Raw genomic sequence first — 15,293 nt, 5'->3', positions numbered from 1 at the left:
ACTAAGTTTAGAAACCCTCGATTTACTTATATCGCCCGATTGAAAGAGTGAAAGTAGATCGTTGCCACTAACCATTTGTTTGCCTTCGCTATTCGATTTTGTGGAAGAAATGACATACCTCTCTGAAACAGACAAGCCCTTCAGCTCATTCATTTTAAACTGTGCAAAGTCACGCACTTGTGATATCTTATGAGCCATAAGTTTATTTATTGAAGCAGGCAGCACATTTGGTTCTACTTTTTCCAGTAATTTGTAAGAGAAAATTGCTTTGCCTGCAGCTGTATCTGACAGTCTTTCCTGAAGCTTTGCAACTAGCTTCTGACCAAGTGTTAGAGCCAGCCCAGAACTAGCTCTCTGCTGCCTTTCAAGTTTTAATTTTACATTGTTTCTATATCCTGCATAAAGCTTATTTGTTATGATAAAGTATCCTATTAAGAGAAACACCAAGGCATAAGAGTAATGAATCAATTCAATAAATGTAAGATAGGAAAGACCCATAATTAATACACCGGCAATAAACCTGGATGACTCATTACCGAGACCCTCAACTTTCGTTTGTATATCAAACCTAATCCGGTTATCTAATGGCATAAAGAATAGTTTGAATGTTGGATTTTCTAGTGAATCCCTTAATGAGAAATTAAACAACCTGCTTAGAGCTACGAACAAGAAAAACCAGATAAATGCACCTTCTGAAGTGGCATCATAGCCAAAGATAAGGCCTGCAGCAATGGTTGCTATGGTGAAGAATACCAATATAAATGGCAAAATAAGCAATGAAACCCTCAGGCCATACTCACCTATTATCCGATCGTTAACAAAAGTTTGGAGCAGCAGACCAAGAATTAGAATGGCGCCATTAAATATTGCCAAAAAGTTCCTCATTTCATTTTCAGTTGGGTATTGGATTTTTACCACTTCCTGAAATGAGTATTGAATAAAAGTGAAGGCCACCATACTGAAAAGAAGAAAAATGGACAGTAACCGTACATACTTGTTCTTAAGAAGAGCCTTAATATTTGTAGAATCTTCTTCCTCCTCAGATTGCGAAATTTCAGCTTTAGACAGGTCGAATTGAGATGTTAGAATTAATAAGAATATAAATGACACGACTATACTTACACAGCTAATGATCAGGTAGTTGGAAGTTTTTGGAATAATTGACTGTAATAATGGAAAACTAAAAGATGTGATAATTGCTGCTGATAACTGGCCTATATCAATACCTCCAATAATTCTTTTGGATTGCCGCAAATCAAATAAACGACCAAATGTTCCCCAAAAGCCAAGTAAGCTAACCGCTAGAATAGGTCCGCTTAGTGAAAACATAAAAAATATCAGGTAATCCTGTAATGTTTCAGAAGTATATCTGAAACCCAAATAAATGGCTGTAGTAAAAAAAAGAATCAGTAATAAATTACCTAAAGCAAGTTTTGCAAAGGAGATTCTATTTTGTAAATAAGAAAATAAGGCCGTAGTTATGATCCCTAACAGCCCCGAAAATAGGATAGCTTCTTTTAAATACTCACCTAGCCGATTTAAAAATAATGTTTCTGCGGAAATTTGAAAGGTGGCTAGGAATATCCCCATAAAGAACCCCTGCCCAAGCAATAGCAAGACCTGGCGTTCTTCATTTTGGCGTACATTTAATGCTAAAAATAGCGCCTTTAACATGTTAATAAGGGCTGTTTAAACTAAAATAATAGGTAAGTTAATTACAACCCTTATAAAATGCAATTAATTGAGGTTTAGTCTATTGATGTTGTATCAGTTTTGGCTTTTGGTAAAGCTAATTCTGAAGCATAGGCCGCATTCAAACCTTCAATTACTTCTTTAGTAATATCCATCCCTTCATTGGCGTAAAGCACATCACTACCCTGATTGAATTTTACTACCAGGTCAATTCCATTTTCCGAACTATATTCTTTCAGAAATGAAGTAACCCTTTTATAAAGTTCCTGATTCATTTTAGACTCTTCCCTCATCAATTGTTGGGAAAGGTTTTCCTGGTATACTCTTAAGTTTTGTTGTTTTTTCAAAAGGTCTTCTTCCAAGGCTTTAGCTTGGCCTATCGTTAAACTGTTCACTGTTCGTTGAAAGTCATTCACTTCGCGTTGTAAACCTTCCGCTCTTGTCTGATACTCTTTTTCCAGTTTCGCGCCCTTGTCCTGTAACTCAGCCTGTATTTTATCAAAGTAATCATAATTTACCAGAACAGAATCGGAATTAATGTACGCTACACTATAATCAATGGAGTCATTCTTTTGTGAACTGCTTTTTACAGTCTCGGGAGACGGTTTTGAAAAATGCAGGAAATATAGTGCACCTACAGCTAGCACTAGAACAATGTTTAATACAAGAGATATATTCTTCACAATACTTTCAGTTTAAATAAGCCGCAAAGTAAATGAAGAATAGTTTGATTTTCCAAATAGTATGAATTTAATGATTAAATCAACTAATCTTCATACGTGCTTTGGTCTGGCTGGTATGTGTAGTAATAGGTGGTTTTGTCCGAATTGGCTCCTTTCTCAGAATACGTGTAGTTAAACTCTACCGATGAATCGCTCTCCCTTACCTTTAGTGTATCACTAATAGAATGCTTTCTATAATAAACTGCACAGAAAACACCTGCTATAGCCCCCATTAAATGAGATTCCCACGAAATACCGGCCTTTGTAGGAACAATTCCTGCAGCGAATGATCCACCGTAAAGTAATAAAATTATAAATGACACAGCGAGAGTATTTCTATCTCGTTTAAAGAATCCGCTAAAAATGAGAAATGTAAGCAAGCCATACACCAAGCCACTTGCCCCGATGTGATAAGCATCCCGAGCGGCCATCCACACCCAAAAACCAGTCATAAGATAGATAAGGAGTATAACGTTGAAAGCAATTTTATTGTAGAAATAGAAAATTCCCACACCCAGTATAAGAATTGGAAATGTATTAGATATTAAGTGATAGATATCCCCATGAATGAGCGGGGCAAGAAAAATACCTATCGATCCCTGAGCTGTACGTGGTAAAATACCTAATGAACCAAAATCTAAATTAAGGCCAAGCTCTACCACTTTTACTGACCAAATTATTATAATGAAGGCAAGCGTATATTGAATACTCCTGCTAAATTTAATCCTATCCTCCTCATTTCGCTCCTTCATGTATGTTGCTTAGGCTAATTCTTCATCTTGTGTCTGAAACGAATAAAGTGTTTCGTCTAGTTCCAAGGTGTCTTCATTAAATCGCTTCACGAAATCTGAAATTGTATTTTTATCAATGGTTTCTCTATTCAGCCCAATATCTAAACCAATTCCAAAATCAATGTTTGGGTCCACTTCTACATGTTCTTTTACTTTTACTTCCTCTTCCTCTTCGATCTCCATTATAGCCTCAGCGATAAAAAGCCCTATTTCTTCCTCTAGATCGTCTAATGCTACTAAATCCCCATTTTCATCCTCACGGTATTTTATTTTCTTAAATTCCGGAAAATGACGTGCAGCTTTATGTTCAGCCACTTCGTAAACTTCGCTTAAATGATGAAGTCTGAGGGTATACATAACGGCATCATAAATAACCTCTTTGCCCTCATACATACCGACAAAAAAGAAATTACAGTACTCGTCTGAATTATCTTCTGAATCAGAAATAATAAAATTCTGATTCAGTTTTTTCATTTTATCTTGATACTCACTTATGACCTTTGGCTCAAATGCTTTATTAGAGGATAGCATACAACTGAATTTAATTTTTAAACGGAGAAATAATTTAAAATAAAATGCCGTTTAAAACAAATTCTATCAGTAGTTAAATGATTAAATTTCACTTTTTGGAAAAATCATCGAATATAGAATTGATTACGGCTAATATCACACTGAATAAAAGCGCCCACCAAAAATTATCTACATAAAATCCAGGGATGAAATAATCGGTAATTAGAATAATCAAAGCATTGATTACCAATAAAAAGAGACCAAGAGTTAATACAGTTATTGGGATTGTTAGAAGGATTAACACCGGCCTTACCAAAACATTTAAAATTGAAAGAATTGCAGCAACTAAAACTGCTGCTAAATAACCATCTACAGATACCCCGGGAAGTATGTATGAGGTTATAACAACTGCCAGACCTGAAATAAGAAGTTTAACTAGAAAATTCATTGAGTTATAAAGTTTAATTGTACCACTTTGAATACATAGGATAATTTTTAGCTGTACGCTCGATCACTTCATGCATTTTATCACTTGTTTCTTTCACTTTAACACCGGGCACTCCGGCCATTATTGAATTAGATTCAACTATTGTTCCAGGGAGAATAATAGCGCCAGCAGCAATCACAGACCCCTTACCTATTACCGCATCGTCCATAATTATTGCTCCCATACCAACCAAAACGTTATCTTCAATAGTACACCCATGCACAATAGCCCCATGCGCTATTGAAACCTTATTGCCAATCACGGTTTTAGCCTTTTGATAAGTACAATGAATAATAGCGCCATCTTGGATATTGGTGTCATCGCCAATGGTAATGGAGTGTACATCGCCTCTTATAACTGTATTAAACCAAACAGTGCATCTATCTCCCATCGTAACATCACCCACAATTGTACAATTGTCAGCCAAAAAGCAATCATTACCAAAACGGGGCTCATATCCCCTTACAGATTTAATCAACGGCATAAATGATAATTAACTATTTACTGGTAGTTTTGTTAAAGGTTAAATTTATGACGTATACTAAGAAAACCAACTAATCTTAACTAATTATGAAAACAAATATTTATTTAAACATTATTACTCTTGTAGCAATGAGTCTACTCATTTCATGTAATCCAAAGTCAGAAGGAACTGATGCAGAAGTATCGGAAGCAAAGCAAGTAGAAGATGTGTCAACGGCTCAGGAATATGCTATCAATACGGAACAAAGCGTAGTTAACTGGATTGGCAGCAAGCCTACCGGAAAACATAATGGCACAATTCCCATCTCCAATGGAAGTATCGCCATTGCAGATGATGCAATTGTTGGTGGATCAATTGATATGAACATTTCTGAAATAACCAACAACGATTTGGCAGATAGCCCTGAAATGCAGGCCAAACTTGTGGGTCATTTAAAATCGGCAGATTTTTTTGATGCAGAGAACCATCCGAGTGCCAATTTTACAATAACTTCAGTTGAGCCCTATACTTCTCAAGATTCAGTTAAAGTTAAAAAGGAGTTCGAAAGTGAATACAAGCCAGCTTCGGCAAAAGAACACAGAGTTGAGTCACCAACTCATAAGATTACAGGGAACCTAACTATGAGAGGAAAAACACTTAGTGTTTCCTTTCCGGCTAATGTTAAGTTAACTGATGGACAGATCATGGCAAAAGCTAAATTTAATATCGACAGAACACTTTGGGGATTGCAGTATGGAGATGAGGCTGATGTGGTTGATAAAGCTAAAGATAAATTTATTTACAATACTGTAAATGTTGGATTTGAAGTAGTAGCAGATGCACCTGCAATGTAATTCAAGTTTAAAGATAAATGTGAAAGGGAAATGAATTCATTTCCCTTTTTTTGTACCCAATGAAAAGTAGCATAGAATTACAACTTTCTAATGTTCAACAAAAAGTACTTATAAACAAAGCTTTGGCCTGGGCTTTAAACTTCGACTACTTTACTTACTTCAACCCAAATAATTACACATTTCCTAACGAACCCTTTGAGCACATGCTACTTGTAGGTAATTCTAAAATAGAAGCTCCTGCAGGCTCAACTTTTGATTTTTTGCACAAGCATCTTCAAAAAGAGCAACTTCTTGCAGGCCATTTTTCCTATGACTTAAAAAATGAAATTGAAACTTTAGTAAGCAATAACAAAAGCATCATATCATCTGAAAATGCTTCATTCTTTACTGCCTCTACAGCCATATACCTGAATGGTCAAACTATTCGAATCGAGTCAGAAAAGAATCCTAATGAAGTTCTAAACCAAATAGAACTGACTATTGCCGATAAATATCAACAGGATTCGATCAATTTTGAATCATTGGTGTCGAAAGACGAATACTTGCGAACTGCAAATCGATTAATTGAGCATATCATTGAAGGCGATATCTATGAAATAAATTATTGCATCCCTTTTATTGCAAGAAATTGCCAATTAAATCCCACAGCGATATATCAGTTGCTATGTGAAAAATACCCTTCTCCCTTTTCGGTGTTATACAAGAACAATAACCAATTTATTATCAGCGGAAGCCCTGAACGTTTTTTAAAGAGAGAGGGCGACAAGCTTATCTCTCAACCAATTAAAGGCACTTCAAAACGAGGTAAAACCAAAGAAGAAGACCTTCAACTAAAGACAAAGCTTAGATCAAATGAAAAAGAACTGGCGGAAAATATGATGATCGTAGATTTAGTTCGAAATGACTTAGCTAAAAGTTGCAAACCAGGAAGCGTTAAAGTTGAAGAAATGTTTGGTATATACACTTTCCCGCTCTGGCATCAGATGATTTCTACCGTTACCGGTGACTTAAAACATGAGGTGAATGCTTGCGAGGCAATAAAAAATGCATTTCCTATGGGAAGCATGACAGGTGCACCCAAAATTAAAGTAATGGAATTGATAGAAAAGTATGAAATCACAAAAAGAGGTATCTATTCTGGTGCCATTGGTTATTTTAAGCCTAATGGTGACTTTGATTTTAATGTTGTGATAAGGAGCTTAATCTATGATCAGAGTACAACGACTTGCACTTTTCATGTTGGCAGCGCAATTACATTTGACTCTGACCCTGAGGCTGAATATGAGGAATGCCTATTGAAGGCAAAAACCCTTACTTCTCTTTTTTAAAATTTAAACTGCCATAATGTCACTTTCAATATCTAATCATTAACTTTGCATCCGCAAAAGGAAAAAGATGGAGAAATTAATTAACGACATACAAATTCTAGATGGAACAGAGGCTGAAGCATGCGAAACAGTAAGAGTTTCTAAGAAAACAAATACTGGAAAAGACAGAAAGTTATATATAGAGAGTTATGGCTGTCAAATGAATTTTTCTGACAGCGAGATCGTCTCTTCGATCATGTCAGAAAATGGCTTTGACACCACCTCTGATTTTGAAGATGCCGATGTAATTTTCCTTAATACATGTTCCATTAGAGAGAAAGCTGAGCAAACAGTTAGAATGCGATTATCGCAATTTAATGGGGCTAAAAGAAAGAAGCCAGAATTAATGATTGGTGTTCTGGGGTGCATGGCTGAGCGTTTAAAAACCAAGTTACTTGAAGAAGAGAAAATTGTTGATCTGGTAGTTGGCCCAGATGCATATAGAGACCTACCAAACCTTGTTAGTGAAGTGGATGAAGGTCAAAAAGCAGTGAACACATTCCTATCAAGGGAAGAAACTTATGCAGACATAACACCAGTCAGACTGAACTCAAATGGCGTTACGGCATTCATTTCAATCATGCGCGGTTGTGATAACATGTGTTCATTCTGCGTTGTGCCATTCACCAGAGGAAGAGAAAGAAGCAGAGACCCCTACTCCATTGTAAAAGAGGCGCAGGATTTATTTAACAAAGGATACCGAGAAGTTACTTTGCTTGGCCAAAATGTAGACTCTTATAAATGGTCTCCAGAAGTGAACAATAAGGCAAGATTGGAAAGGTCCGAAGTAAGCGAAATTGTAAACTTTGCCAACTTATTGGAGATGGTTGCGAAGGTGCATCCGGATTTGCGCGTAAGGTTTTCCACCTCTCACCCTAAAGATATTACTGATGAGGTGCTACATACAATGAAAAAGTATGAAAACATCTGCAAATGCATTCATCTGCCTGTACAGAGTGGTAATACGAGAGTTCTTGAATTAATGAACAGAACTTATACTCGTGATTGGTATATAAACAGAGTAGATGCCATTCGCTCTATTCTTGGTGAAGATTGCGGCATAACTTCTGATATGATCACTGGGTTTTGTACTGAAACAGAAGAAGAGCATAAAGACACACTTACGTTGATGGATTATGTGAAATATGATTTCTCCTACATGTTCTTCTACAGTGAACGACCTGGCACGCTAGCCGAAAAGAAATATAAAGATGACATACCTCTAGACGTAAAGAAGAGACGGTTAAGCGAAGTAATTGCTAAGCAAAAAGAAACTTCTTTAGTACGAAATAAAAGAGATATTGGTAAAGTACACAAAGTTCTGATAGAAGGAAGATCGAAAAAGTCAGCTGAGCAATTACAAGGTAGAAATACGGCAAACAAAGTTGTAATTTTTGATAATGAAGGACAGCAAAAAGGGCAATATGTAAATGTGCTTGTAGATGATTGTAGTGCTGGAACGTTATTTGGTAAAATCACCGAGAGAGAAAACGATCTATGAACGAAGCTGAATTAAGAAGTGTCAAACAGCGCTTTGGCATAATAGGAAACTCTGATTTATTAAACCATGCCATTGCGGTGGCAATGCAGGTAGCTCCCACGGATATGTCTGTTTTAATTACGGGTGAGAGTGGAAGTGGTAAAGAGTCTTTCAGTAAGATTATTCATCACCTCAGTCCAAGAAAGCACAGCCAATTCATTGCCATTAATTGTGGTTCTATTCCTGAAGGAACAATTGATTCAGAGCTTTTTGGGCATGAAAAGGGATCTTTTACTGGTGCACATGAAGCTCGCAAAGGATATTTTGAAGTGACGAATGGAGGCACCATATTTCTTGATGAGATTGGTGAGATGCCATTAGCTACTCAGGCTCGCTTACTCCGTGTTTTGGAAAATGGAGAATTCATTAAAGTTGGTTCTTCTAAAGTACAGAAAACGGATGTACGAGTGGTGGCAGCCACTAACGTTAACCTGCTTAAAAATGTAGACAGCGGCAAGTTTAGAGAGGACTTGTACTACCGGTTAAGTACAGTGCCTATTTATGTGCCACCACTGCGTGAACGTGGAAATGATATCGACTTATTATTTCGAAAATTTGCGTCTGATTTTTCAGAGCGGTATCGAGTTAAGCCAATAACCCTTACAGAAGATGCCAAAAAAGTATTGCTGAGATATCGTTTCCCCGGCAATATCAGGCAATTAAAAAATATTGTTGAACAAATTTCAGTATTATCCACTGAAGATAAAACCATAACAGCTGATCAGCTATCGCATTATCTCCCTAGTCAAAACAGCTCTTTACCTGCGCTATATAACAGTAAGGATAAGGAAAGTTTATCTGAGCGGGACTTATTATATAAGGTGCTCTTTGATATGAAGAAAGATATGAATGAATTAAAAAAATTCGTTCTGGACGTAATGCAAGATGACTCACCAAAGAAAGATATATTAAAAGATCACAGTAGCTTATTTGAAAATATTGATAATGCCAGCAGCTCAGAACCTACCAGGGCTGATGAGCCTGTTTTGCTAAATATAACTTCAGGCAATTCAGACTCATCCAGTGATTATGAAGATGATGACACTCATGATATTGAGGACATCACTCACGAAATGGAAGAAGAAGAGTCTCTTTCTTTGGAAAAAAAGGAAAAAGAGTTAATTATTAAGGCGTTAGCGAAAAATAAAAATAAACGTAAGTATGCTGCACAAGATTTGGGCATCTCTGAACGTACGCTTTACAGAAAAATAAAACAATATGAACTTGAAGATCTGTAAAGCACTGTTTGGTTTAGGCTCGCTCTTGCTGATACTGAAATTATCAGGATGTGGCGTATATTCATTTACAGGTGTGGCAATTACTGCGGAAACACTAACAATTGAAACGTTTTATAATGAGGCGGAAGGCGGCCCCCCTGATCTTGCTCAAACTTTTACCAATAAGCTGCGAGATTATTATCTGCAGAACACCAATCTAACCCTGGTAAAAAATGATGGTGAACTTCAATTAGAAGGTGTTGTATCCGGCTATAAGCTTTCCCCCGTAGCCCCAACGGCTGCTGGTGGTAACAATGTGGGGCTTTCAGATTTAACAAGACTAACAATAACTGTATCAGCAACTTACACTAATACAGAGGATGATACTTTTAATTTTGAAAACAAAAGATTCTCATTTTATTCCGATTTTGATAGTAATCAAAATCTTACTGTAATTGAAAACAGGCTCATTGAGGAAATATATGACCAGATTATTTTGGACATATTCAATGCTTCGGTTGCCAATTGGTGAAAATTGATATATTTTTACTTACTTACGTTAGTCATAAACCCTTCTTCTTTTGAATAAACAGAAGTTTAATAATGTAGTTGCAGAACCGGAAAGTATAACACTTTCTGATGCAAAGGATTTGTCGTCATTGGCTAAAACATATCCATACAGTCAAATTATTCATGCATTAGTTGCTAAGGGTTATTCTGGCAGGAATGAAAAGCAATATAAAACTGCAGTAGCCACAGCTGCCATGTATGCCACTGACAGGCAAGTACTCAAAGAACTAGTCGTTAAAAGAAAACCTACAGCTCCAGTAGAGCTTAAGCCTGCTCCGCAGCAAGAAAAACTAAAAGAAAATACTAAAGAGAATACAGCCAAAAGAAAAGTAGATATAGATGTATCTTCTTTCAATACAGACTCAGAACTGCTAAGAAATAATTTATGGAGCGATCTCGAACTACTTAAAGCCAGTAAGGCCAGTTATTTAGAGCACTTCAAAGATATTGACGATACAAAATCTACTTCAAAAACCAGTAAAGCAGCAAGTACAGGTAACAAGGCAAAAAAATCAAATCCAAAGACTGCAACGGCTAAAAACGTAAAAACAGAAAGTAAGAATAAGCCAGCGCCTGATGCAAAAACGTCAAGTAAAAAGAAAATAGCTACTGCTAAAAAAACGACAGCCACAACGCGAAAAACTGCAGTTACAAAGCCTGCTGCGAAGGCTAAAAGTACAAAAAAAGAGCCTGGGAAAGGAACTAGTGCAACAAAAACAACTTCAAGCGTTGATAATAAAAAAGATAATCCAACGAAAGAGACAACAAAAAAGAAATCTGTTAGTAGTGTAAAAAAAAAGGATGAAAAACCGTCCCTTGCGAAAACCTCAATTAAAGAACAAATAAAAATTATCGATTCCTTTATAGATAAAGAGCCAAGTATTAGCTCAAAACCAGTTAAAACTGTTACAGGTGATCAGAAAGATCTTTCTGAAAAGAGCACAAGCTTTGGTGACGACCTGTTATCAGAAAATTTAGCCCAGATATTGGTAGAACAGGGTAAGACTCAAAAGGCAATTGATATGTACAAAAAATTAATTTGGAAATTTCCCCAAAAAAAGACTTACTTTGCAGCTCGAATAGAAGAATTGACAAAATAATATACTAAATGTTGACATTAATTTTAAGCTTAATTTTACTTGCTTGTGTGCTATTGATCTTAGTGATACTTGCTCAAAATTCAAAAGGTGGGGGATTATCTAGTCAGTTTGGCGGATCGGGTGCAAGTAATATGATTGGCGTTAAAAAAACAGGTGACCTGTTAGAGAAGTTAACCTGGGGGTTCATTATTGCAATTTTTGTACTTTCTATTGGTACAAACCTTTATACATCAACAGGAGAATCATCTACTGACCAGTTTATTGACAGAGCTCAAGAACAACAAGGTGGAACACCTGCTTTGGATTTAGGTGGTGTTGAGGAAGAATCTACCAATGATTCTGGCGAAGAGGAAGCTATAGACCTAGGTGATTTAGAAAGTGAAGATTCAGAAGGAGGAGAATAATCAACCTTGATATAAATTATTAAAAGGCTCGCTTTGCGAGCCTTTTTCGTTTAATGAGCGCTTACGTACCTAACTAGAAGTCGCTTCGCAATGGGTACTAACGTTGGAGTAGAAGGCACCACTACCCTAGACTCGATCAAGAATGTTGCAGGGTTTGGCAGGTCAACAAATCGTTTTATTAAGCTTGCTTTAACTGACTCATACGTCTCCCCTATTCTCCTTGTTACTTTATCAATTAAAGTCATATGTATACCTCTAAATTTCTCTTGTGCTTGTTCAAACATTGTAAGTTGGTATCTAAATACTTCTGTTTCAGAAACGGAATGATTGTTTAAAAACAGATAGCCTTCATCCAGGTAAAGTGGAACCAAACCAATGGGTGAAAACTCACAGTTTTCTTCTACAAATTCATAAATCTCTTTACCTTCTTCTATGGAGCCTTTTAGCTTGGGAATGGAATAATTAACAATATCATCAATTTCTTTGAGTGTATCGTTCTTGCTTACTAACTCCTGATAAATCAATGTTAGTGTTTCTTTATCGATCCCTTTAAGTTCTTTGGGAAATCTTTTATGCATATCTTCCTGCCCACTTTTTAGGTCAATCAGATTTTGATAATGCATTACTAACTCTGCCATGGAAGGGTATAATTCTACTCTGTTAAAGGCTGCCTGAACATGCTTGAGATAGGCGAGCAAAACATATTTTTTGTATTCGAAATCTATTAAACCGTCAGTTATCCAATCATTTTTAAGCTTTTCCATATCGCTACGATTCATGTATTAGTATAAAAAGATACATCAATTCAAATTACAGATCAATACTATTGACAATATGACAGTGAGAAACTCAAGTAATTCTGTCATTTAATACACGTAAGTGTCTTCTTAACCTTCGAATTCATGCAAAAATGTCTTCTTTTAGAACATGCAGCCGATTGGCATAAAAACTGATAATGAATGCTCTGTAAACAAGTAAAAGTTTAAACATAATTTTATAAAAAAATGTCAAAAGTAAACATCAAACCTCTTGCAGACAGAGTTCTTGTGGAAGCTGCTGCTGCTGAAGAAAAAACAGCATCAGGTATAATTATTCCTGACACTGCTAAAGAAAAACCTCAGAAAGGTAAAGTGATAGCAGTTGGTAACGGTAAGAAAGATGAGCCACTAACTGTAAAGGCTGGTGATTCTGTACTTTATGGCAAATATGCTGGTACTGAAATCACTGTAGATGGTAAAGAGTATCTTATTATGAGAGAATCTGACATCTTCGCGATCGTTTAATTTATTTATTAATCAAAACTTAAAAACTGAAATAAAATGGCTAAAGAAATATCATTTGATACTTCAGCAAGAGATCAACTAAAAAAAGGTGTTGATAAACTAGCTGATGCAGTAAAAGTAACCTTAGGACCTAAGGGAAGAAATGTAATTTTAGATAAGAAATTCGGTGCTCCTACTGTAACTAAAGATGGTGTATCTGTTGCTAAAGATATAGAATTAGAAAATGCAGTAGAAAACATGGGAGCTCAACTTGTAAAAGAAGTTGCTTCTAAAACTGCAGATGATGCTGGTGACGGTACAACTACAGCAACTGTTCTAGCTCAGTCTATATTTGCTCACGGAATTAAAAACGTAGCTGCTGGTGCTAACCCGATGGACCTTAAAAGAGGTATCGATAAAGCAGTTGCAGCTGTTGTTGCTGACTTGAAAAAACAGTCAAAAACAATCAAAAATTCTAATGAAATTGCTCAGGTGGGTACTATCTCTGCAAACAACGATAGCGAAATCGGTCAAATGATCGCTGATGCTATGGATAAAGTTGGTAAAGATGGTGTGATCACAGTTGAAGAAGCTAAAGGAACAGAAACTGAAGTTAAAACTGTAGAAGGTATGCAGTTTGACAGAGGTTACTTATCTCCTTACTTCGTAACCAATGCAGATAAGATGGAAGCTGAATTAGATAACCCTTACATCTTGATCTACGACAAGAAAATTTCTTCAATGAAAGAATTGCTTCCAATCCTTGAAGCAACAGCACAAACTGGCAAACCATTATTAATTATTTCTGAGGATGTTGATGGTGAAGCTCTTGCTACTCTAGTTGTGAACAAAATTAGAGGTTCTCTAAAAATTGCTGCTGTAAAAGCTCCAGGATTTGGAGACAGAAGAAAAGCAATGCTTGAGGATATCGCAATCCTAACTGGTGGTACTGTAATTTCTGAAGAGAGAGGTTACAAATTAGAGAACGCTACTCTTGATTACTTAGGTACTGCTGAGAAAATAAACATTGATAAAGATAACACCACAATAGTAAATGGTGCCGGTAAAAAAGCTGACATCACTGCAAGAGTGAATCAAATCAAACAACAAATAGAAAACACTACTTCTGACTACGATAAAGAAAAGTTACAAGAGAGACTTGCTAAGCTTTCTGGTGGTGTGGCTATCCTTTACATAGGAGCCGCTACTGAAGTAGAAATGAAAGAGAAAAAAGATAGAGTTGATGATGCGTTACACGCTACAAGAGCTGCCGTACAAGAAGGTGTAGTTGCTGGTGGTGGTGTTGCACTTATCAGAGCTATTGATGCATTAGCGAAATTAGAGGGTGAAAATGAGGATCAAAATACTGGTATCAATATCGTAAGATTGGCATTAGAGTCTCCATTGAGAACAATTGTTGAGAATGCTGGTATGGAGGGATCTGTTGTAATCCAGAAAGTGAGAGAAGGTAAGAAAGACTTTGGTTTCAATGCTAGAAACAATACATACGAAAATATGATTGCTTCTGGTGTTATCGATCCAACTAAAGTAACTAGAATGGCATTAGAAAATGCTGCTTCTATCGCTGGATTGTTATTAACGACTGAAGCCGTTGTTTCTGACATAAAGGAAGATGAGCCAGCCCCGGCAATGCCAGGTGGCGGTGGAATGCCCGGAATGATGTAATTCCTATGGCTCCTGAAACGAAAAACCCTGACGAGATTGTCAGGGTTTTTTATTATCCATACTGTCTAAGTGCTATGTCATTTAGCCACTACCAGCTCTAATGGCACTTTAATAATCTTTTTAAAATCTTCTCCTGACTCCATCATATCTTCCTCTTCCTCTTCATAGTGCCAGAGGATTTTTACATCAGACTTCTCCAATGTCTTTTCAAGCTTTCTAAATATCTCAACCAGACACTTAGATGAACTTGTGTTAAAGTATTCTAAGTTGATAGTCATTCTAGTTTTAGTACTCGGAGCTGTAACATATTGATCTAACCACTCCATTAAAGGCCTATAAAACTCAATTGAATTTTCAGGGATAGACCGGCCTGATATTTCGAAATCACCAGATTCTGAGTTAAAATATAATCTTGGCGTTTTAGGTGTTGGTGTTAATGTGTAATTATCCATTTAACAAATTATTATTTCACTTATATTTTAACATCTAATTCTAACGTAAAAAAAACATGCTCGTCATCTACATCCACAAACTCTGAGGTCAATTCACCTGATGAACGTTTTGCCATATCTATAAAACCTAATCCAGCTCCCCCACTTTTAGATTCACCTCCAATATCTAATACTCC

The 15,293-nt window shown here is 36.4% G+C and carries 18 protein-coding genes; 9 read left to right on the top strand and 9 right to left on the bottom strand.

Going from position 1 to position 15,293, the window contains the following annotated elements; all coding sequences use genetic code 11:
- The 6 genes from RLO81_RS09535 to RLO81_RS09510 form a co-directional block, all read right to left on the bottom strand.
- A partial coding sequence (locus tag RLO81_RS09535; protein WP_350110589.1) for a hypothetical protein occupies positions 1-1,674 on the bottom strand: 1,674 nt, incomplete at its 3' end.
- A gap of 74 nt (positions 1,675-1,748) precedes the next feature.
- The gene (locus RLO81_RS09530; RefSeq protein WP_350110586.1) at positions 1,749-2,375 is read right to left on the bottom strand and encodes an OmpH/Skp family outer membrane protein; all 627 of its coding nucleotides are present in this window, start codon (positions 2,373-2,375) and stop codon (positions 1,749-1,751) included.
- Positions 2,376-2,458: 83 nt separating this feature from the next.
- On the bottom strand, positions 2,459-3,166 hold the full coding sequence (locus RLO81_RS09525) for a rhomboid family intramembrane serine protease (RefSeq protein ID WP_350110583.1): 708 nt from the start codon (positions 3,164-3,166) through the stop codon (positions 2,459-2,461).
- Positions 3,167-3,175: 9 nt separating this feature from the next.
- Positions 3,176-3,736 (bottom strand): hypothetical protein, encoded by a 561-nt coding sequence (locus RLO81_RS09520; RefSeq protein WP_350110581.1) that lies wholly within the window; start codon positions 3,734-3,736, stop codon positions 3,176-3,178.
- An 88-nt stretch (positions 3,737-3,824) separates the two neighbouring features.
- Positions 3,825-4,163, bottom strand: coding sequence for a phage holin family protein (locus RLO81_RS09515; RefSeq protein WP_350110578.1), 339 nt, complete (start codon positions 4,161-4,163; stop codon positions 3,825-3,827).
- Between the two features lie 13 nt (positions 4,164-4,176).
- A complete protein-coding gene (locus RLO81_RS09510; protein WP_350110575.1) occupies positions 4,177-4,686 on the bottom strand; it encodes a gamma carbonic anhydrase family protein in 510 nt (169 codons plus the stop codon).
- An 86-nt stretch (positions 4,687-4,772) separates the two neighbouring features.
- On the opposite strand from RLO81_RS09510, the gene RLO81_RS09505 reads away from it, so the two are divergent.
- The 7 genes from RLO81_RS09505 to secG all read left to right on the top strand — a co-directional run bounded on the left by RLO81_RS09505 (position 4,773) and on the right by secG (position 11,717).
- A complete protein-coding gene (locus RLO81_RS09505) occupies positions 4,773-5,519 on the top strand; it encodes a YceI family protein (protein WP_350110572.1) in 747 nt (248 codons plus the stop codon).
- 59 nt (positions 5,520-5,578) lie between these two features.
- Positions 5,579-6,847 (top strand): anthranilate synthase component I family protein, encoded by a 1,269-nt coding sequence (locus RLO81_RS09500; RefSeq protein WP_350110569.1) that lies wholly within the window; start codon positions 5,579-5,581, stop codon positions 6,845-6,847.
- A gap of 67 nt (positions 6,848-6,914) precedes the next feature.
- Complete coding sequence (miaB, locus tag RLO81_RS09495; RefSeq protein ID WP_350110566.1) at positions 6,915-8,387, top strand: tRNA (N6-isopentenyl adenosine(37)-C2)-methylthiotransferase MiaB; 1,473 nt, start codon at positions 6,915-6,917, stop codon at positions 8,385-8,387.
- Positions 8,384-9,664, top strand: coding sequence for a sigma-54 interaction domain-containing protein (locus RLO81_RS09490; protein ID WP_350110563.1), 1,281 nt, complete (start codon positions 8,384-8,386; stop codon positions 9,662-9,664). The genes miaB and RLO81_RS09490 overlap by 4 nt, the downstream gene beginning before the upstream one ends.
- Entirely contained in the window at positions 9,645-10,175 is a 531-nt protein-coding gene (gene lptE, locus RLO81_RS09485) for an LPS assembly lipoprotein LptE (protein ID WP_350110560.1), read from the top strand. Before RLO81_RS09490 ends, lptE begins: the two co-directional genes overlap by 20 nt.
- A gap of 49 nt (positions 10,176-10,224) precedes the next feature.
- Positions 10,225-11,313 (top strand): DUF8458 domain-containing protein, encoded by a 1,089-nt coding sequence (locus tag RLO81_RS09480; RefSeq protein WP_350110557.1) that lies wholly within the window; start codon positions 10,225-10,227, stop codon positions 11,311-11,313.
- A gap of 8 nt (positions 11,314-11,321) precedes the next feature.
- Positions 11,322-11,717 carry a preprotein translocase subunit SecG gene (secG, locus tag RLO81_RS09475; RefSeq protein WP_350110554.1) on the top strand — a complete coding sequence of 132 codons (396 nt, stop codon included), beginning with the start codon at positions 11,322-11,324 and terminating at the stop codon, positions 11,715-11,717.
- Positions 11,718-11,767: 50 nt separating this feature from the next.
- Here the strand turns inward: secG and RLO81_RS09470 are convergent, their stop codons facing one another.
- On the bottom strand, positions 11,768-12,481 hold the full coding sequence (locus RLO81_RS09470; protein ID WP_350110551.1) for a hypothetical protein: 714 nt from the start codon (positions 12,479-12,481) through the stop codon (positions 11,768-11,770).
- Between the two features lie 240 nt (positions 12,482-12,721).
- Between RLO81_RS09470 and RLO81_RS09465 the strand changes: the two genes are divergently transcribed.
- Complete coding sequence (locus RLO81_RS09465; protein ID WP_205721254.1) at positions 12,722-13,000, top strand: co-chaperone GroES; 279 nt, start codon at positions 12,722-12,724, stop codon at positions 12,998-13,000.
- A gap of 36 nt (positions 13,001-13,036) precedes the next feature.
- Positions 13,037-14,665: a chaperonin GroEL gene (gene groL / locus RLO81_RS09460; RefSeq protein ID WP_205721255.1), complete on the top strand. Its 1,629-nt coding sequence runs from the start codon at positions 13,037-13,039 to the stop codon at positions 14,663-14,665.
- Positions 14,666-14,742: 77 nt separating this feature from the next.
- On the opposite strand, the gene RLO81_RS09455 is transcribed toward groL, so the two are convergent.
- The gene (locus RLO81_RS09455) at positions 14,743-15,117 is read right to left on the bottom strand and encodes a DUF1987 domain-containing protein (RefSeq protein ID WP_350110546.1); all 375 of its coding nucleotides are present in this window, start codon (positions 15,115-15,117) and stop codon (positions 14,743-14,745) included.
- A 20-nt stretch (positions 15,118-15,137) separates the two neighbouring features.
- Positions 15,138-15,281, bottom strand: a complete 144-nt coding sequence (locus tag RLO81_RS09450) for a DUF6272 family protein (RefSeq protein WP_350110592.1) — start codon at positions 15,279-15,281, stop codon at positions 15,138-15,140.
- Positions 15,282-15,293: the final 12 nt, after the last annotated feature.

The sequence above is a fragment of the Fulvivirga sp. genome, from assembly GCF_040220315.1.
In the GTDB taxonomy this organism is placed as follows: domain Bacteria; phylum Bacteroidota; class Bacteroidia; order Cytophagales; family Cyclobacteriaceae; genus Fulvivirga.
Note: the sequence above shows the minus strand (reverse complement) of the source record. Positions and strands in the feature narration are given on the sequence as shown.